Source organism: Enterococcus sp. AZ101 (assembly GCF_050499005.1).
In the GTDB taxonomy this organism is placed as follows: domain Bacteria; phylum Bacillota; class Bacilli; order Lactobacillales; family Enterococcaceae; genus Enterococcus_L; species Enterococcus_L ureilyticus.
In genome coordinates this window covers 588155-606865 of sequence record NZ_JBMHEZ010000002.1, presented here as the reverse complement: position 1 = coordinate 606865, position 18711 = coordinate 588155, and the positions used below count along the sequence as shown (strand labels likewise).

The 18711-nt window shown below is 37.0% G+C and carries 15 protein-coding genes; all 15 read right to left on the bottom strand.

The features are described 5' to 3' along the window. Positions 1–12: 12 nt before the first annotated feature. The 15 genes from IGJ50_RS12220 to IGJ50_RS12150 all read right to left on the bottom strand — a co-directional run bounded on the left by IGJ50_RS12220 (position 13) and on the right by IGJ50_RS12150 (position 18709). Positions 13–300, bottom strand: coding sequence for a TIGR04197 family type VII secretion effector (locus tag IGJ50_RS12220; protein ID WP_429950636.1), 288 nt, complete (start codon positions 298–300; stop codon positions 13–15). Positions 301–1320: 1020 nt separating this feature from the next. Continuing rightward, on the bottom strand, positions 1321–2004 hold the full coding sequence (lepB, locus tag IGJ50_RS12215; protein ID WP_429950634.1) for a signal peptidase I: 684 nt from the start codon (positions 2002–2004) through the stop codon (positions 1321–1323). Positions 2005–2023: 19 nt separating this feature from the next. Then, entirely contained in the window at positions 2024–2692 is a 669-nt protein-coding gene (locus tag IGJ50_RS12210) for a hypothetical protein (protein ID WP_429950632.1), read from the bottom strand. 22 nt (positions 2693–2714) lie between these two features. Next, positions 2715–3857, bottom strand: coding sequence for a DUF916 and DUF3324 domain-containing protein (locus tag IGJ50_RS12205; protein WP_429950630.1), 1143 nt, complete (start codon positions 3855–3857; stop codon positions 2715–2717). Between the two features lie 88 nt (positions 3858–3945). Continuing rightward, entirely contained in the window at positions 3946–4761 is an 816-nt protein-coding gene (locus IGJ50_RS12200) for a WxL domain-containing protein (protein ID WP_207120692.1), read from the bottom strand. A gap of 35 nt (positions 4762–4796) precedes the next feature. Next, complete coding sequence (locus IGJ50_RS12195; RefSeq protein WP_207120691.1) at positions 4797–5603, bottom strand: WxL domain-containing protein; 807 nt, start codon at positions 5601–5603, stop codon at positions 4797–4799. After that, positions 5600–5947, bottom strand: coding sequence for a hypothetical protein (locus IGJ50_RS12190; RefSeq protein ID WP_429950628.1), 348 nt, complete (start codon positions 5945–5947; stop codon positions 5600–5602). Before IGJ50_RS12190 ends, IGJ50_RS12195 begins: the two co-directional genes overlap by 4 nt. Positions 5948–5960: 13 nt before the next feature. Next, positions 5961–10097 carry a pectate lyase-like adhesive domain-containing protein gene (locus IGJ50_RS12185; RefSeq protein WP_429950626.1) on the bottom strand — a complete coding sequence of 1379 codons (4137 nt, stop codon included), beginning with the start codon at positions 10095–10097 and terminating at the stop codon, positions 5961–5963. Positions 10098–10151: 54 nt separating this feature from the next. Further along, positions 10152–10880 (bottom strand): winged helix-turn-helix domain-containing protein, encoded by a 729-nt coding sequence (locus IGJ50_RS12180; protein WP_069638812.1) that lies wholly within the window; start codon positions 10878–10880, stop codon positions 10152–10154. A gap of 269 nt (positions 10881–11149) precedes the next feature. Beyond that, positions 11150–12277, bottom strand: coding sequence for a tyrosine-type recombinase/integrase (locus IGJ50_RS12175; protein ID WP_429950623.1), 1128 nt, complete (start codon positions 12275–12277; stop codon positions 11150–11152). Between the two features lie 1154 nt (positions 12278–13431). Further along, positions 13432–14337, bottom strand: a complete 906-nt coding sequence (gene rbsK, locus IGJ50_RS12170) for a ribokinase (protein WP_069638814.1) — start codon at positions 14335–14337, stop codon at positions 13432–13434. Positions 14338–14383: 46 nt separating this feature from the next. Next, entirely contained in the window at positions 14384–15337 is a 954-nt protein-coding gene (locus tag IGJ50_RS12165) for a nucleoside hydrolase (protein WP_429950621.1), read from the bottom strand. A 156-nt stretch (positions 15338–15493) separates the two neighbouring features. Continuing rightward, a complete protein-coding gene (locus IGJ50_RS12160) occupies positions 15494–16933 on the bottom strand; it encodes an MFS transporter (protein ID WP_429950619.1) in 1440 nt (479 codons plus the stop codon). A 118-nt stretch (positions 16934–17051) separates the two neighbouring features. Next, positions 17052–17858, bottom strand: coding sequence for an energy-coupling factor ABC transporter ATP-binding protein (locus tag IGJ50_RS12155; RefSeq protein WP_429950617.1), 807 nt, complete (start codon positions 17856–17858; stop codon positions 17052–17054). After that, positions 17858–18709 (bottom strand): energy-coupling factor ABC transporter ATP-binding protein, encoded by an 852-nt coding sequence (locus IGJ50_RS12150; protein WP_207120682.1) that lies wholly within the window; start codon positions 18707–18709, stop codon positions 17858–17860. Before IGJ50_RS12150 ends, IGJ50_RS12155 begins: the two co-directional genes overlap by 1 nt. Positions 18710–18711: the final 2 nt, after the last annotated feature.

Genomic DNA, 18711 nt, shown 5'->3' with positions numbered 1-18711 from the left:
CCTCCTTTCAGTTTAAGGAAGCATTTGGTTATACTGCATTTGAGCGATTCGTTGATCAACTGCTTCGAATTCGGCTGCCACTGACCGGATATTGTTACTTGCTTGGGTAATGGCTTGGGCAAGTGAGGTATTAAAGGTCGTTAGTTGCGTGATTGCTTGTTGCGCATTGCTATTGCCTGCAACGGTCGTTTGAGTATCTTTTGTGATCGTTGTCCCTTGATTTAGAGAATTCACCGATGATGCTATAGAAGTAGCGACAGCTTGTGCTACTGCGGCATTACTGTTTATATCCTTTGGCATCGTTTTTTCCTCCTATAATTAAAAAGTAAACGTCTAACGACTTAGTTTTTTATAATAGTATATATACTTAATTGTAATTCTTAAACAACTTAATGTAAATATATAATTTTCAAATGTTCCGTTTGCTTACTTAAAAGGAAATTATAAAAAATACATTTATCAGTTTGAATATGTGTTCTGTTTTCAATTTTTAAATTGATCCAAAAATATACACTTTTTTCTTGCTTCACTATTATTATATACAGCAACCAGTGAAAACTTAATGCGCTCTTACTATGGTCGTTTAAAAGCTGAAGCTTTCCGAGGAGGTAGAGCTTTAGGATCTTTCACAGGGTCACATACGTTCACAAGTGAACATTTACTCACAGCGTTACGAAGTGTGTCTTATACAGTGTCCTATAAACGACAAGCGAATGGATATAGTAATAATTTTGCTGTCGGTTTTGGGAATAACTATTGCTATGCTATGATATATAAAACCTTATAAAATTGAAATAGTAAGATCTATGTCAAGATAAATTAGGACAGGAGTGAGTTTTCATAAAATATAATAAGTTGCTAATCATTACACTTAGTTGTCTATTTATAGTTTTGAAAGTTGTTGGAACTTTTCTGACATTGAATTTTTTACCTATTCAAGACCCTGAAACATTAACAATGGAAGAAAAGTTTAAACTGCAAAAAGAATTTTCTATCAATTATGATTTAGGAAATTCTATGATATATCTAAGCAAACTATTTTTTGTAGTTTTGATAGCGTACTCGATATACTCACTTTATGTTTTTTGGAAAATTACTCACTCTGACAACAGTGATTTCATCAAATAAGATATTTCTCCTCCTTTGCGTACTTAAATATAAAGGGGGTTTTTATATGGATCAAATTATACTACCAGAAAATATCACTAATGATGGGAAAGGTGTTGTTTTAGACAGCCTTTAGTTCATCTTCGCTAACTTTGAATATAGCATAAAAAAAAGGATGGAACATCTCCATCCTTTTTGTACTATATTCCCACTCTAAAAACTCTTCATCTCACCAAACGGTAAAAGCTGCATCGCAACTTTCCCAATCACATTCTCTTTTGCAATCAAACCATAATGCCGACTATCGGTCGCATACGGTCGATTATCTCCTAAAACTAAGTAGTATCCCTCAGGAATCGCAACAGAAGAGGTCAACGTTCGATTCGTGAAATCTTCTGTATAATTTTTACCATTGCGTTGGCTTTCATTGATTTCATCCATAATAAATTTTTCATCTACTGGCTGGTCATTCACGAAAAGTGTATCGTCCGTGTACACAATTTTTTCTTCTGGCAGACCAATGATTCGTCTAATTTGCGTGTTCCTATTGCCACTTTTAAAGGCAACTAAATCAAAGCGTTTGAGGTTCGTTGTTTTTTGAACAAGTACTTGATCTTTTTCGCGTAACGTCGGAATCATGCTAAAACCACGGACCGTCGCGATGGTCAGGAAAAAGGAAGTGATGAAAAGCATTAACACGACACCCAAACTTATGGCCATGATCAGTTCTTTAAGATAGCTTCTAACACGTTTTTTTTTTCGTTTAGACTTTTTATTAAGGTTTGGTTTTTTTTTGTTTTTCGTGTTTTTTACAGGTACATTTTGGGAAGGACGTTTTTTTCGTTTGGTTGTTGGCTTTTTTTTCTGTTTGATTGTGTGCTTTGTTTTTTTCTCCATAAGAAATCACTCACTCAGATTACTTTTCTTCTTTAAAGGCGGATTCATTCACTTTGTAATAATCAAATGTTTGTTTTTCATAGTCTTGTGCTTTCTTGATGTCTGCTAAAAAACTGTCCACTAACGCTTGGTTTCCGAAAAAGTTTTTTGTTTGTGTACTTGCATTCATTCCTAATTGTTTGATCGAATTATAATAACGATTCAAGGTGATTTGTCCTTCTTCGGAATTGATGTCACTTGCTTTTTTTGTTCCGTAGCTTGCCATAGAGGTCGCTAAGTAACGAATATTTTTTTGCACTTTTTCTTCGTCGTCGCTTTTATCCCGTGCCACAATCAGTTGGTCTTCAAAGTCTCGCAGTAGGTAATAGCCTTTCACAACAGAATCTGAATCTCCTGTTGTGAGATTCATCGACTGATAGTAAGAAAGATACGAGATGCCACCAGCTAAAACAACTGTCACAAATGACATTACCCAAAATAAGCGTATGCTCTTTTTTTTCTGGTTTATCAACTGTCGTTTTTTTCGTGCGATTTTTCTATTTTTCTTTTTATTTTTAAATTTCTTATTTGGAAGTTTTTTTAGCAGTCTACGTTTATGAAAAAACTGTACTAAAAAATAGCCTGACCCTAGGAGCGCAACAATTGACAGTGCTATCCCTATGATGAAAATCCAATCTAAAACAGACATACACTACAGCTCCTATACTTTCCTAATCCTTTTTATTACTGCTTTTTCCATTAGATGACCCTTGTTGTTTCTTCTTTTTACGTTCTTTTTTTAAGGCTAATTCTTTTTCTTGTTTTTTCTTATTGCGTATGCGAATAATGACGAAAATTAGGATAATTAAGGCTAAAATACCAACAACGATTAGGGCGATCAATTTCCAGTCCAGCCCTTTTTCTTGCACTAAACCAACATCTCGCTCGTTGAATTTGTTCGCATCTTTATCTGAAATGTTGAAGTCTTTGGTCCATTTCCATTTTTTATCACCAGAGGTCACGAGAATGTTTGCTACATAATCTCCTGCAACCATCCGCTCACCATTCATACTGACAGGAAAGTCAATAAAGGAATTTGGTGCCATTCTCATTGCGGTTTGTTTGCGTTCATATAGAACAGTCTCTTTCCCTTTCTCCGTAATTTGAACTTCAACAGTCATATTATCTAAATACGCTGCCATCACATTAGAGTAATTCACAAAAATAGCATTGCGATAATTGCTTTGGCCAGCTTTCACACTGTTCAATTTTAAATCTGGTGCAATAGCTTTTTCTGATTCTTGTAGTACAACACCAATCACATAGGCATATTGGTTAATGATTTTTGAGCCGCCTTCATTAGAAGAGGTGCCATTTTGATCTGCTCTCATCAACTGGATACCACCAGCAATCACTCCATCATAACTTGTTTCTGGCATTTGAATGGTCAAATCAAGATTCTTGGTTTCTCCTGGTGCTAGCTCAACTGATTCTGGTCCAGTGACAATATCGGTAAAATCAAATTGTACGGATGGATCGTTTTTAATTGTTGATTCACCGTATTCAATCACACCGTTTTGGTTCGTCTTTGCCCCATTCAATTTAACATCGATTGTCACTTTTTCAGTACCAGGATTGCTTAATGTGATAGAAATCTGTTGATTTTTACCTGGGTCCATTTTTAATTTAAAGTAGCCTAAATCTTTTTTTACTTGATTATCTGGAAACGTAATACTGTACGTAAACCCTGTAACACCTGCTGGATTCTTATCAGCGGAATAACCAGGAACTGCTTTTAAAAAAAAGAATCCAATAACCACGACACTCAAGAAAATACTCACCCATTGTTTTATAGATCCTATATGTGATTTCATAACTAACCTCATCTATTCTAAAGTATATTTTCTATGTACACAGAGGAACAAGTTAAACTTGTTCCTCTGCAAAAATCGAAGATCCTGCTTATCCTTCTGGCGTTACTTCTGGTGTTTCTTCTGCAGCTGGTGCAGCAGTAATTTTCCAAGTTACAGTAGCAGTGTAATCCGCTACAGCCATGTTTGAAGCAGTTGCTGCAGGAATTGTTAATTTTACAGATTTTGCATCTGTTCCTGGTGTTCCGTTTTGTGATGTTGAGCTTTGACCAAATTCGATGATGTGACGGCCTTTTCCTTCTTTTTTATCTTTATCAGCTACAACGACTGTTTTTGCATCGTTCGCCGCTTCTGTTAATTGGAAACCAGTTTGAACGTTTGAAGGAACAGCATTTGTATTATCTCCTTGCGCTACAGCAAGTCCGTTGCTGAAGTCAATTGTTGAACCAGATAATACGTTTGTTCCTGATGTGAATTGTTTGGTTAATTGTGCTGTGATTGTATATCCGAAAACGCCTCCGGCACGAACGTCAGCCCATTGTACATAAGCACCACGTTTTGTTGTTCCACCGTTAAATGTCATTGGTTTTGCATAACTTGTTACAGTGTTGGCAGATGTTTTAACAGAACCAAAATCCAAATCAGTCGTTTTTTCAATAACTAATGATCCTTGTTCTGTGTTTGTGTTTTCATCTGGAGATTCTGGATCTGGCGTTGGTAATACTTCACCTGGTTTTTCTGGATCGACTGTTTCAGATTCACCACCACCGGCAGTCCCTTCTGTAACTGTTACAGTACCATCTGACGTTAATTCAGTTGGTGCTGCGAATGCAGGTGTTGCCGCTCCTAGAACTGTTACTCCTAAAATTGCTACTAATGTTGATGCACAAAGACTTTTTGCTTTCATATTGATGTTCCTCCTAATTGTTTGTGTGTTATTTATTAAGGCAACTTGGCTAAAATCCAAGTTATCTCCGTTTGGTATTCTACCGGATGAATTTTTGTTGTTTCCGGTATGCTTAGTGTGATCGCTGAATTGCTATACACTGGTTTACTATAATGACTGTCTATCACTGGTTTTCCCGTTTGATCTACTACAGGTGTCAGTGTTGCAGGTTGCTTGCTAGAATTGGTATCTGATGCGCCAAATGCAATAGTCCAAACACCTTTACCGCTGCCTGCTCTGGCAGTTGCGACTTCATAGGCTGAACCAATCGAATTTAAGGCAATCGTTTCTCGCATCACGGTAGGAGCTTCACTCGTACCGCTGGAATTTGCCCAGCCTTTATCTAGTGAAAGAACCGCACCTTTTAAATCCTGCTCATTCGTTTCTTGAATAATAGGATTCGTAAACTGATAGTTTTGTTTGACTTGTAGGGTCCAACCGGACGATTCTGCTTGTTGATCGGTAATTTGAATATAGCTCCCTCTAGGACCAGTTTCACCAAAGAACTGTTGCGCAAGAGCGTGATAATCACGTCCATTTTTAGAAATCTTGCTTTCACCAAAATCAAGAGCAGAAACGTAATCAATACGAAGTGACCCTTCAATTGAAGGGCTCTCCCCCGGATCAACAACATTCTCTGGATTTTCAGGGTCAATAGGATTGGTTACCACGCTTCCTTTGATGCTGACTGAACCTGATTGATCAAGCGTCTCAGGGGCAGCTTGTGCAATGATGCCTGATTCAATGGCTAGAAACAAACTGGCGATTGCTAACGACCAGATACCGACTTGTTTTAACTTCATTTTTGCTCCCCCTTTCTACGTTTTCGTAAAAAGAGAAGCAATAGCAATAGGAATAGAATACCTATGCCGAAAATGCCGTAGTTTTTTAGCAGCTCCCCCATACTAGGAAGTGTTTTTCCAGCTGGTTTCACTGTTGTACTCGAAGATGTCGTTGTGGATGAACTTGGTTCAGTACTGGTAGAGGAATCAGATGGTTCTGTCGATTCTTCGTAAAATGAAATCTTACCGCCTCGATTGACTTGCCCACCTGTTCCTTCATTCGCACTTGAACTGTTTGAGTAACTAAACATGCCAATCAATACAACCAGAGAGCAGACGATTAATGTTATTGTTTTATGTTTCATTTTCCACTCTCCTTTATGGTTGTCCAGCCATGACTTTCCACGTAATTACGCCAACATAATCTCCTGTATAAACGGTATCAGATGAATTAATTTGTAATTTTATCCCGTCAGTATTTGCTGCTTTCCCCCAACTGTCACTGACATCAAAACTACCTGCTGTGCCTTTACTATTGGTGTAAACGACTTGCGCATTATTAGTTAAAATTGTTTCCTTACCGCTCGTAACATAACGCAGAGCATTGACTAATTCTTGACCGCTATCGTTTTTCATCGGTGTTGTCAATGTAGCCGTTAAGTTCCAACCGTTTTTGGCATCTGCCCGAGTATCCGTGACCACTAATTGTTGATCAATTTCTGGGTCTTCTACTCGTTTCGTTGTTGCATTATACGCTAGTGAGCCAAAGTCTAACGCACTTGGTACTGAGGTCAAACTCAATACGCCTTGCACTTTGTATTGAACGGTTAGTGCAGTATTATTTATTTTCACCGCTGTTTCATTAGCTGGTCGTTCGGCAATATCATACCCGGCTTTCGTGACATTCGTAAGTTGTGTGGTGACACTCTCTTCTTTTGTTAAGTCAATCGTGTCCCCGACTTGCGTATTTAATTTAACGGTATAGCCAGATAATACTTGATTTGCTTCATTCAAGAATTCAACCGATAATACGGCATCAACATCAACTACTGTCACTTGAATCGTCGTTGTAATGTCTGTAGGCAATCCTGAATCAGCTGCTTTTACTGTTAATGTCACAGGATATGCTTTTGGTTGAAGTTCGCTCACATTATTTAAGCCACCAAAGTCCGTTACTGTTACAAATTGAGTCAGGTCTGTTTTGGTTCCATTTGCTAGTTTATAGGCTTCTGGCTTGCTATGTTGCAGGATATAATTCTTTAATTCTGTTTCTGATAGATTTCGAATGTCTACATAAGATGCCTCAAAATCAGAGCCTGAAACACCTGAAGCTCGGTCATAGACAACTAGTGTTGACTCAACGACTTTGGTATTCGGTGCTGGATTTCCATCAGCATCAACCGCCTGATCTGATACATTGATCTGTACCGTGTGAGTTCCTGGCGTATTCGCTGCTGTTTCTGCCGTAGTAGGATCCGTATAGGCATAATCAAAACCAGTATTGACTGGACTTGTATCACTAACGTCTTTCACCATCTCTTTTGCTGCAGGTAACGTATCCCCTTTTGTCATGTAATAGGTCACCGGTGAAGCTGTAGGTGGTGTTTTATCCAAGACTGTTTGTGTCACTTCTTCGGCTTTTAGATTCGCAAATCCGTAGGCATGAATGACACTTCCAGCTGTAAAATAATGCCCTGCTGGTACGGTTACGGACCAATTCCCTGCCGCATCTGATTTCGTTGTAAAATTCGCACGGTATTCAGCTGGAGTAGACGTATCTTCTACAGGTGATTTTATACTGTCAGTTGATGGATCAAAGGCTGCCGTGATCGAGTTATTGACTGGTACATCCCAAATGCGGACATAGGCATTTGGAATAGCATAGCCAGACACAGTGGTCGAACTATTATTGCCACGATTATCAGTTGCAATGCTATGAATCGCAATATTTGGATCTGGCACTCGGGTAAAGAGAACTCGTTGTTGTCCTCTCGTTGTAAAATTCGCGTTAAATCTAGTTAACGTTTCATTTGTCATCGCATTAGATGCTGTGATTGTAGGATTAAAGCCACTTCCATAAGCTAATCGCATATTACTCATCGGAATGTACTCATATGTGTACCCATTATCACTATCAGCCCCACCAGCCACATTATTCAATGACCATTGGAAGACATTTTGAACCGACACATCCAAGTTTCCTTGAGACCAAATCAACCCATTATTGGTAGATGTACCGCTAGTTAATGCGCTATTTTTTTGAAGATTCACGCGTTTAGCATCTGAGAATTTAAAAGTTGATGACGCTCCACCCATTCGCAATAAATATTGCGTGATCGATGTGCTATCGCTTTGAATATCAAACGAAGCATTCGGTTGAACGATAAAGGTTGAGTTATTTGCAACATAGAATAAATCCGTTGTGCTGGCCCCCATGTTTACCCCTTTAACATTTAAGTTCCCTGAAACGTTGATCGACCCGCCATTCATATAGATTGGGTTATAGTTTATATTGTTGTTACCCGTTCCAGTATAGGCATCTGTTTGAATATTTACCGTCGCATCTTTCCCAATGTTTAACTCAGATGAAGCTGATCCTAGGTAGACAGCACCACCAAATGTCGCATGATGATTTAAGATATCAACGGTGGAACCTTCGCCTACAGATAATGACCCGCCTGAAATGTTCAAGTTGGTATTGTAGTATTCGGCTGCGGTTGTTTGATTGCCACGTTCCAGTTTAAGCTTGACATTTTTACCGATGGCAAAGCTGCCTGATGGCATATACAATACATTCGAACCTAAAGAAGAAATGTAAACATCAGCATTATCTTCTACAACAGCTGTAGAAATCGCTAAGCTTCCTTGTTGATAGTTATTTACATTCCATGTACGGATTGTTGTGCCGTCTTTTTTTACTGAAGTCCACGTACGTTGTTGCTCCAAATGAACTTTATTTTTTAGTGTTAACGTGGTTTGTTGTGATTCTAAAAACTGTGTTCCATACCCAGTGTAATTATCCATGGTCATTTTCCCACCATTGGCACCATTGTTAAAAATCATCGCACCCCAGTAGTTACCATGATAAACCGTCATATTACTAAATTGGATATCCCATGCTTTTGAACCGTAATTATTATAGGCTTGGAACGAAAAACAAAGCGAACCAAAATCTAATGTGTAATTGTTCCCGTTGACTTTAACCGTCCGTGCATTTCCTTGTAATTGGAAATACATATGGGACTCACCACCTGAAGCAATTCCAATCGATGTCGCTGTGGTCACATTTTGAGAGTAACGTAAATACGGACTATAAATAAAATAACTAGACGAATAGGTTGGGGCATTTGTATAGATATCATTTAACAGTTCCACATTCGTTACCCATGGGTCATTTAGACCAATCGTGTACCCTAAAAAGTCTGTCACATTTCTCGTATTGGTAGCCGAAGCAGTATCATAAGAAATATTCGCATTGCTTCGATTTGTTCCCGTTAATCCATTCGTGGCACTTTCAGTCGCCGTATACGATGAAATATAGAATGGTCCAGAATAGTTTGAGGAACTCATGTTAATGTTTTGGAATTTTAAATCCCAATAGCCAAAAATGGTTCCAGAACTTCCTGATACATAGCTTGATTGGTCCAGAAAACCGATCGCTAGGTTACCAAAATTAAAGTTATGTCCATTTCCATCAATTGTCAGGGAGCGTGCAGTCGCATTTTTATTGATATACAAATAGACGTTCTGCGCACTGGCTAGATCAACTGAACTAACACTAAATAGATCCTTATAGTTGTTCAACGTCCCAGACAGTGTAATATCATTTTGTACTGAAATGGTATTCACTGTGTTATCGGCGATTGCTTCAACAAAACTTTGCCAATCAGTCACTTCTGCTGTACCAGCAGCTCGAGTGTTTAATGTTCTTGGCTGAACGAAATTTACATTGTTAGAAGCTTGGCTGCTGGCTGTTGCCTCTTTCGCTTCTTTTACCGAAAGTTTTAGCTCTTGTTGTGCAACGCTACCTGCTTCATCAGCTAATCGTAGTGAGTAATCACCACTTTTGTCTGCTAATAACGCTAATTTCAAGGAAGATTTATCACTATTGACTGTAATCGTCAACATCCGTGTTTCATCATTCCAATTAAAAACAGGGAACTCTACTTTTGGGTCTTCTTTTAAAAGCATGTCTCTTTCTTCTGTTTCGTCAAAATTTATGCCTTCTGGCAGATAAACTTGCCAATCCTTTTTTTGCTCACCCAAATCAGTTGATGGATTACTATCATCAGATTTCTTCAGCTCATTTTGTGCTCTTGTGTCAGAAATTTGTAAATGAAAGAATTCATTTGCATAGCGTTCATCTTCAACAGTTGTCAAGGAGATTGGTGATTTAGCGAAAATTTTGGTTGATGAAGTAAACACCTGTGAAAGCATAGCTAAAATGAGGATTGAAAGAATGGCTATGCTCATTCCAACTAATTGAAATTTTCTTTTTTTTATCATTTCATTCATTTTCCCTCCTGCCCCTTTAGTTTAAAAACAATGTTCTTAGTTTTCTCACCTCCTTCAAGCTTTATTCATCCCAACATCATGTACTTGTTGATTAAGCGCTAATTTGTAACCGATTGTTCGCACCGTCTTAATAAATTTTGGTGAAGTAGGGTCTTCTTCAATTTTTGCTCTTAAATGGAATATAATATTACTAACTCGATACTCTTTTTTCTCAGTATTTTCATTTGCCCAAATCTGTTGATAGATTTCTTCATAGGATAAAGCCTTGTCATGTTTATTAAAAAGAAGTTCCAGTACTTTAAATTCCAATTTGGTTAGGTTAATTTCGACTTTTCCTTCTCTTAAAACACTTAGATTTTCTGGGAGTAATTCTAGTAATGCCTTAGTCGTTGATATATTCTGTAAAATTTTGAGGTCATCTTTATTCTCAATTCGCTTTAAGATATTGGAAAATTGTAGAACAAATTCTTCTTCATAAACAGAGACACCATCTGCACCTAGTTGTAGATAAATTTTCTTTTTTGTTTTTACTTCTTCATTATTATCAATCAACAACACCCAGATTAATTTATTCAATCTCATTCTTAATTCCAAAATATTTTTGCAAATACAAGATAACTCCGTTAAAGCTGATTCTTCAATAATAAATGCATCTACATCTACTAGCTCAGAACCCACGTCTCCAACTTGTAAAATCGTAACCTCATGACCTAAGCTTACAAATTCTTTGGTATAATCCAATACAGGTTGAGACGAATCTCGAAAAATACCGATAGTATACATCACAGGTACCTCCTACTAAATTTATATCCAGAACTAAAAACTTTTCGCAGTATGTATTCAAAAGTAAATTACTATTGAAGATGTTTTGATCTGAAAATTGTACTTGTCGCGCTAATAGTAAAAAACAAATAATGAATATCCTGAAAGAATTAAGTTCAAGATATTCTTTCGATTCAACCAATTACTACTCATTCTACGAGATAATTTGACGATTCATTTGACGGCTAAAAAAAGAGACACTCAGCGTTTTACCGAATGTCCTTCATGCATTATAAAGTTACCTTTTCATCATAATTAAGCTGTTTATCTATTACCATCATTGCCGAGCGTCTAGTTTCCCACAAAGAATCTGTATAGATATCGAGCGTCATTTTGGTTGATGCATGTCCTAAGATTTTACTCAATGTAGCAATATCAATGCCTGATTCAACACATCTAGTTGCGAAAGTGTGACGCAATGCGTGAAAGTGAACCGGGCCTATTTTTGCTTCTTCTACTGATTTTTTAAAACGATAATTAATAATACGTGGCTCTGTAAAACTGTTTTTGCAGGAAATGACGAATATACTCGTACTCTTTTGTTTTTTTTCCATTAAATATCTCTTCAGATTTTTAGATATCGGTATGGCACGTTCTCCATTAATCGACTTTGGTTTCCCTATAATAATCTCAGTCTTGTGGGATTCTGTTACTGAAGGTATTCTGGAAATGGTTCTTTTTACAATAATTTTATTATTTCTGAAATCGATATCTTCCCATTTTAACCCGCTAATCTCCCCGATTCTCATACCTGTATACAAGGCAATAATTTCTGCTGAGCACTCTTTTTTATATAAAGCAATTTGTTCCAATTTTTTTTGTTGCTTTCTATCTAAACTTTTTATTTCTGTTTTCGTTAATGGGGGTAAAATGACCCCTTGACAAGGATTTTTTGAAATTTTATTATCATTAACGGCTTTTTTTAGCGCACTTCTTAGCATACTAATAATACTGCGAATAGTGTTGGAAGAGAGTTCTGATAGATACAATGAATAAATAAATCTGTCGATATCAGATGTTTCTAGCTCAGATAATTGCTTGTTTTTAAAAAATGGAGAAAGATGTCGTTTAATTCGCCCTCTATAATTTGAATATGTAGAAGGTTTGATTCTATTTTTCATTAAAATATTTAACCAATAATGTAACCATTCGTCTACCATCATTTCTTCTTTTGCAGACGCTTCTCCGTATATAGAATAGTCTGCATTTTTTTTTGATAATTTTTCTTTTGCTTCATTATATTGTTTTCCATAAACATATCCATAAATAATTCTGCCTTCTTTATCCCGGCCTTTTCTATAACGACCTTCCCAGCGCCCATCCTTTCGCTTATAGATATTTTCTCCTCTTTTTGACATATTATTTCCTCCTAAATCATTTGTATTTGACGGTTTTTGACGGCTAAAAAAGAATTATACATATAAATATCTCTTTTCCAAACTAAAAATAATCAACAAAACAATCAAAAATTATCATTTTTTTGCGTTTTTACATAAAAAATTGATAATAAAAAGATATTTTAGTACTAGACGAATTAAAAATAATAGAATATACTTATACAAGTAATGAATTCCACTCTTTTGAGTACATATAATAAAGAATAAAAATATCTTGAACTTAATTCTTTCAAGATATAAAAAAAAATGAATACCATAAAAAATAAGAATAAAAACATTAATCTTATATAGGAAACAGGTCGTTTAGAAATTGCTTATTTTCTAAACGACCTGTTTTGTTTATGTACATTTATTTACTTTTGTCTTCTTATCAAATCCAAGACAGCTATTAGATTCCCAACAACTATAAATATCTTAAATAGTTCTGTCAGAAACAAACTAACAATTACTAAACTTGCAAATACACTATTATTGATTTTGTATTAGGCCTATAGTCTTAAAAAAAAGCTAGCTTAATCTTCATGAAACTATGTAACATTATACCCCATAATTGTAATACTAAAAAAACTAAATGTAAAATTATAACATCATTTTATATAAAAAATTAAAAAAAGACTATAAACTATTTTTTTAGAGCTAATTATACTTAAGCGCAACTATTCACTCGCATATATGTACAATAACTAGATAGTCTCATTAATATCAAAATAATTTTTGAACCTAATGCTGTTCTTTTGGATCTATAGTTACAATTTAACTGGTATTCAATAATTTTGCCTTTTCTATTTACAATTCCAACTTTCGTCATTCCTTTTTCCTTATACGCAATCTTTTTTAAACATACCATTCAACATAACAAGATTAAATCTCACAACTAGCAAAAATATCAGAAATCAAAATAATTCTTCTCTTGTGATTTTCCTAAACTTTTTGTTGAAGCTCTTCGGTTTTACTTTTCAATTAGAAAAAAATATGAGGAGTATTTCAATAAAAGTCTATTGATATTGCTCCAAACAATAAAAAGAGAACTACCATTATTTGATAGTTCCCTCTTTAAACGATTTCAGTTATTGCTTCTATTATCATCAAAACACTCTATCCAAAATAACTCTCTGCTACAGCAATTCACTCCCATAGGGTATCGATGGTTGTGCTCCAAATCGCTGAACCGTTAAAGCCGCAGCTCTGGTTCCATACTTAATTGCTTCTTCTAGATTGCTAAAATCCTTCTGCAAAACAGAGACCATTGCCCCGATAAAGGTATCACCTGCAGCTGTTGTATCCACTGCTTTGACCTTAAGAGCTGGAATGATCCCGCTTTTTCCTTTTACATCGTAGAAAGCGCCCTTATTACCAAGTGTGATCACAACAGATTCGATACCTAAATTGTGTAGATAGTCAGCTGCTTCTTTCATGCTTTGCTCGGAGGAAATTTTGATTCCTGTTAATATTTCAACTTCTGATTCATTCGGTATAATTAAATCCGTATGTGCTAATAGTTCAGGCGGAATCTGTTCAAAAGCAGGCGCTGGATTCAAGATGGTTTTTACACCGTTTTGTTTGGCTAGTTTAAACGCTTGAATCGTACTATCCAGCGTACTTTCAAATTGGGCAATAATAAAATCACTTGCTTCAATTAAGTCTTGGTATGCTTTGACTTGTGCATTCGTGATATGATTATTTGCTCCAGAATGAATGATAATACTATTTTCTCCAAAACTATCAAGTAAGATATAGGCACTTCCTGTACTTTGATTGTCAATGACCTCTATCCCTGATATATCGATGGTTTCTTTTTCTAATAACGTAATCATTCTTTTTCCCGTATCATCCTTGCCAACCGCTCCAATAAAAGCAGTTTGTGCGCCATTTCTTCTTGCGGCGATGGCTTGGTTGGCTCCTTTACCGCCACCGGAAGTAAATAATTCAGTGGTGTGAAGTGTTTCACCAGGTTTTGGCAGATACTTCATCCTTAACGTTGTATCTGAATTGATACTCCCTATAATCGTAACTTTGTTCATTGGCTGAACGTCCCTCCATTTCAAACGCTTCATATTACATGATTACTTAGTTAGAAAAATGGTTGATTGTTTGAATCACCAATTCTTTGAACTTGGGAAGATCGACATCAAATCCAACCACAACATTTTTTTCCTTCTTGAATAAATCATCATAATCGACAACTGTGCTACCTAATGATAAGGTATTACTCGTTTCCACTTCAACATGCATAGGTAAGGCTTTAAACATAGACGGATCAATAACATAGGCCATCGCGCATGGATCATGCATATGGATTCCTTCAACATGTCCTTCTTCTGCTAAAAATGGTACTGTTGTTGTTAAATTGAAGAAGTCTAGCAAGTCTGCCATTGTCGTTGCGACTGGGTTTCCGATTTCACGGATTTCTTTAATATCCTCTTCAAATAATTGAGCCTTTAAGGTCACATCTAAACCAAACATAGCGACAGGAACACCTGATTTCACCACGATATCAGCCGCTTCTGGGTCAACATAAATATTGAATTCTGCATGTGGGGTGATATTTCCGCCAAAGCAAGCACCGCCCATAAAGGAGATCAGTTCAATTTTTTCTTTTAGTTCTGGATGAGAGAGTAAGAAAATCGCGATATTCGTTAAAGGACCCGTTGCAACGATCGTTATTTTTTCATCACTTTCACTTAACATTTTTGCGAGTAAGTCATTGGCACGAATCGTTGCTGGAGCTACCGTTGGCTCAGGTAATTCAGCACCATCTAGACCACTTTCACCATGGACATCATCTGCAATGATCAACTCTCTTCTAAGCGGTTTTAACGCACCCATTGCGACTGGGATATCTTCTCGATTCGTTAGTGCTAAGAGTTTTCTAGTATTATTGAATGTTTTTTCTGGCAGTTGGTTTCCAGCTGAAGTTGTAATCGCGACTAAATCGATTTCGTCAGATGCTAGTGCCATTAAAAGGGCAATCGCATCGTCATGACCAGGATCACAATCTAAAATAACTTTTCTTTTTGACATAATTCTAACTTCCTCCTCGTTTAAAAGCATAGTGGGCTTTGGGCTCGTTTAGTCTATTTTCCCAAGACCTTCACTCCCTAAAGCTTTCGCTCTTAGGAATTGAGATGATCGAAGCACAGCGTAGTGACTAGCCCGATATTATCTATGTGAAACTCTCTATTCATCTACTCTTGAATGACTATAGATCGTCTTTTTCGTTACTAGGAAAATAACGAGTGCAGCTAGCACGATCGCACCGCCCACTAGGAATACATTTGCGTATGTTGACACATCACCACTTGTTCCGCCAACAATACTACCGCCTGACATTGCGCCAGAGGACATCATGCCACCAAACACTGCTACACCAACGGATCCTGTAATTGCTTGAACTAAATCATTTACACCTAACACACGACCTGATTCTTCTGGTGAAACAGTTAAGGTTGCTGTATCGACGATTGGTGAGTAAAAGAACGAGGTTCCAAAGTAATAGATACAAGGTGCTACAGCCAATGCCCAAACTTTTCCATGAGGAATAGCAAAGGCGATGGCAATCAACCCTAATCCCATAAATGAAAGGGCCATGATGATCCCTGCAGAACGTCCAATTTTTTTAATCACTGGTCCACATACAAACCCAAGAAACGCTGCTAATAAAATCGACCAAACTAATAATGTTGACACTTCTGCCGAATCAATCCCATAAACATTCAAACCAATCGCATTCACACCTGCGTTCAATGTGTAACTGAAGAAATAGCCAACAAAAATAACGGTCATCGTTGCGATAAAAGCAGGATTTTTAAAGAATTCCGGTGTAATAAACGGATTTTTTGCTTTGTTGATATAAACGATAAACGCGATCAATGTCACCACAGAGCTGATTGCCCAAAATAGGTTCATATCTGTAAAGAACATCGTCATCGCTCCAGCAAAAGCACCAATCAAGGTAAAACCAACCCCATCGATATTAGCACCTTCTGCATGATCATCTGGTAGATTTTTTGCTAATGATGGAATAAAAACAATTGAAATCAATGGCACTGCGAACAACCAACGCCAATCGATTTTAGTGACATAACCTGCTGCAATTACGCCAAGTGCTGCCGAAAAACGAAAGACTGCAACAAAAATGCCATAGTAGATCACTCGATTTTCTTTCGCAATATATTTTGAAACTAACACTAAGAAAACAGAACCTGCTACTTGTCCGCCAGCTGATTGCAGAACACGTGCAATCACAACTGCCCAAATGCTAACTGGTCCTAAAATAAAACCAATAGCCGAACCAATAACAAGAATACTCACACCGAGCATGGTCATTTTCTTAAGCGACACAAAATCACCCAACGAACCATAAATCACACAAACGATGCCTAATACAATCCCAGGAATTGACGTAATCAATGGCGCTAATCCTGGCGTACCCAACTCTTGACCGATATTAACAAAAATCATACCAAATGCTTGCTGTTCAAGGATTCCAAAAATAAAAATAATCAAGATCAACGGAATTGCCCGCTTTGCCATGCGATTCATTTTTTCAAACTCTGCCGTGCCTTCCTTTGGTACAGGAACCCCCAATACTTTTTCTGCTTCGTTTTTAGTTGCCATTTCCACAACCACACCTTTCATGATTCTATTATTTTGTAGATACTGCTGCTATTGACTCTTATCGCTAAAAGTCACCCGTCTTCTACAATAATCCGGCTCATCACACTAGACATTCAGATTATCTCCTTTCCTCTTCAAAAACTTTCATAAAAGCTTCTGTTGTAAAGACTGTTTTTTTAAATCCCGCTCCTTGTCCAACTCTTGTAATTGGCGGAGGCGTTACAAAACTTTTATTTAGGGTTGCTACTTCTGAAAAGACTTCATCAGCAGATCCATCCAAAATGATTTCTCCTTGGCATAAAACGATAATTCGCTCAAAGTTGTCTGCCACAAATTTCATATCATGGCTGATGGCAATGCACAATACACCCTTATCTCTCAACTTTTGGATAATCCTTCGTAGTCTGAGATTGCCGTTTACATCTTGTCCACAAGTTGGTTCATCAAAAATAACTATACTTGTATTCATCATAATGATAGAACCGATTGTACAAAATTTCTTTTCAGTGGCATTTAAATCGAACGGATGGACCTCTAATTTATCTGAAAGCCCTACCAATTCAGCGACCCAATTCAAACGCTCTTCAATTTCTTGTTGAGGCATACCGATTTGTTTAGGTCCAAAGGTAAATTCTTTTCGCACGCTTTCTAAGAATAGTTGATCATCTGGATTTTGAAAGACGTAGCCCACTTTTTTAGCCCATTGTGCGGTTGTTTTCTGTTCGATAGATTCGCCTTCAATCAACACTTCTCCTGATTTAGGACGTAAAATACCATTAAAATGTTTCACAATGGTTGTTTTTCCAGCTCCGTTTTGCCCAATAATTGCTACAGGTTCCGTTCCACTAATAGATAAATCGATTCCTTTTAGAATGTCATCTCCTGTAGGGTACGCATAGCGGAGTTTTTTTAATGTAATGTCCATTACTTCAAAGCCTCCTTAACTAATGCTATAGTCGGTTCTTCCGTGATTTCTATTGCATGATGGGTATAATTTTTTTCTGCTAAGGCTTTTGAAAGTTTTACATAATCTGGTACATCAATGCCGTACGTTGTGATAAAGGGATCCTCAAATATTTTTTGGGGTGTATCAATTGCTACAATCTCCCCTTCTGAAAGTACCATGATTTTATCGGCATTTTGTGCAACACGTTCCATATCATGGTCTACCATGATCACTGTTACACCGTTTTGATTTAACTTTTTGACGATTGAAAATAGTTCGTCACCGCCTAATGGGTCTAACTGTGTCGTACATTCATCTAAGACCAAGATTTTAGGTTCTAAAATAAAAGTTGAACCAAACGCGACTCTTTGAACTTGACCACCTGACAGCTCCAACGGATTTTTAGAAAGAAGCTGATCGATCCGCATTAGCTTGGCTACATAGTCAACTTTTTGATGCATTTCTTCCCGTGAGATGCCTCTGTTCCCTAAGCCGTATGCTAATTCTTCTGCTACAGTTGCCGCCGTATACGATAATTGATTGAAAGGATTTTGAAAAACTAAACCGATCCTAGTTGATAATTCTGCGATGGTACTCGTTTCCGTTTTCAATCCATCAATTATGATTTCACCGGCTTTTTTTCCAACAAAATAATGAGGAATCAGTCCGACTAATGCATTGCAAAGTGTTGATTTTCCTGAACCATTTGCGCCAATAATACAAAAGAAGCTCCCTTCTTCTACTTGAAAATCAAGATTTTTTAATGCTCTTCTTGGGGTTTGGTTGTATCGATAAGAAAAGTTTTTTGCTTCAACAATCACCTTGTTCATAA

What these genes read in the sequence shown, in the direction of transcription:
- IGJ50_RS12205 (WP_429950630.1), bottom strand. Translation starts at nt 3,857, where the DNA reads ATGAAATCACATATAGGATCTATAAAACAATGGGTGAGTATTTTCTTG.
- IGJ50_RS12190 (WP_429950628.1), bottom strand. Translation starts at nt 5,947, where the DNA reads ATGAAACATAAAACAATAACATTAATCGTCTGCTCTCTGGTTGTATTG.
- IGJ50_RS12185 (WP_429950626.1), bottom strand. Translation starts at nt 10,097, where the DNA reads ATGAATGAAATGATAAAAAAAAGAAAATTTCAATTAGTTGGAATGAGC.
- IGJ50_RS12165 (WP_429950621.1), bottom strand. Translation starts at nt 15,337, where the DNA reads ATGTCAAAAAGAAAAGTTATTTTAGATTGTGATCCTGGTCATGACGAT.
- IGJ50_RS12155 (WP_429950617.1), bottom strand. Translation starts at nt 17,858, where the DNA reads ATGGACATTACATTAAAAAAACTCCGCTATGCGTACCCTACAGGAGAT.
- IGJ50_RS12150 (WP_207120682.1), bottom strand. Translation starts at nt 18,709, where the DNA reads ATGAACAAGGTGATTGTTGAAGCAAAAAACTTTTCTTATCGATACAAC.
- IGJ50_RS12195 (WP_207120691.1), bottom strand. Translation starts at nt 5,603, where the DNA reads ATGAAGTTAAAACAAGTCGGTATCTGGTCGTTAGCAATCGCCAGTTTG.
- IGJ50_RS12200 (WP_207120692.1), bottom strand. Translation starts at nt 4,761, where the DNA reads ATGAAAGCAAAAAGTCTTTGTGCATCAACATTAGTAGCAATTTTAGGA.
- IGJ50_RS12210 (WP_429950632.1), bottom strand. Translation starts at nt 2,692, where the DNA reads ATGTCTGTTTTAGATTGGATTTTCATCATAGGGATAGCACTGTCAATT.
- IGJ50_RS12220 (WP_429950636.1), bottom strand. Translation starts at nt 300, where the DNA reads ATGCCAAAGGATATAAACAGTAATGCCGCAGTAGCACAAGCTGTCGCT.
- IGJ50_RS12160 (WP_429950619.1), bottom strand. Translation starts at nt 16,933, where the DNA reads ATGGCAACTAAAAACGAAGCAGAAAAAGTATTGGGGGTTCCTGTACCA.
- lepB (WP_429950634.1), bottom strand. Translation starts at nt 2,004, where the DNA reads ATGGAGAAAAAAACAAAGCACACAATCAAACAGAAAAAAAAGCCAACA.
- rbsK (WP_069638814.1), bottom strand. Translation starts at nt 14,337, where the DNA reads ATGAACAAAGTTACGATTATAGGGAGTATCAATTCAGATACAACGTTA.
- IGJ50_RS12180 (WP_069638812.1), bottom strand. Translation starts at nt 10,880, where the DNA reads ATGTATACTATCGGTATTTTTCGAGATTCGTCTCAACCTGTATTGGAT.
- IGJ50_RS12175 (WP_429950623.1), bottom strand. Translation starts at nt 12,277, where the DNA reads ATGTCAAAAAGAGGAGAAAATATCTATAAGCGAAAGGATGGGCGCTGG.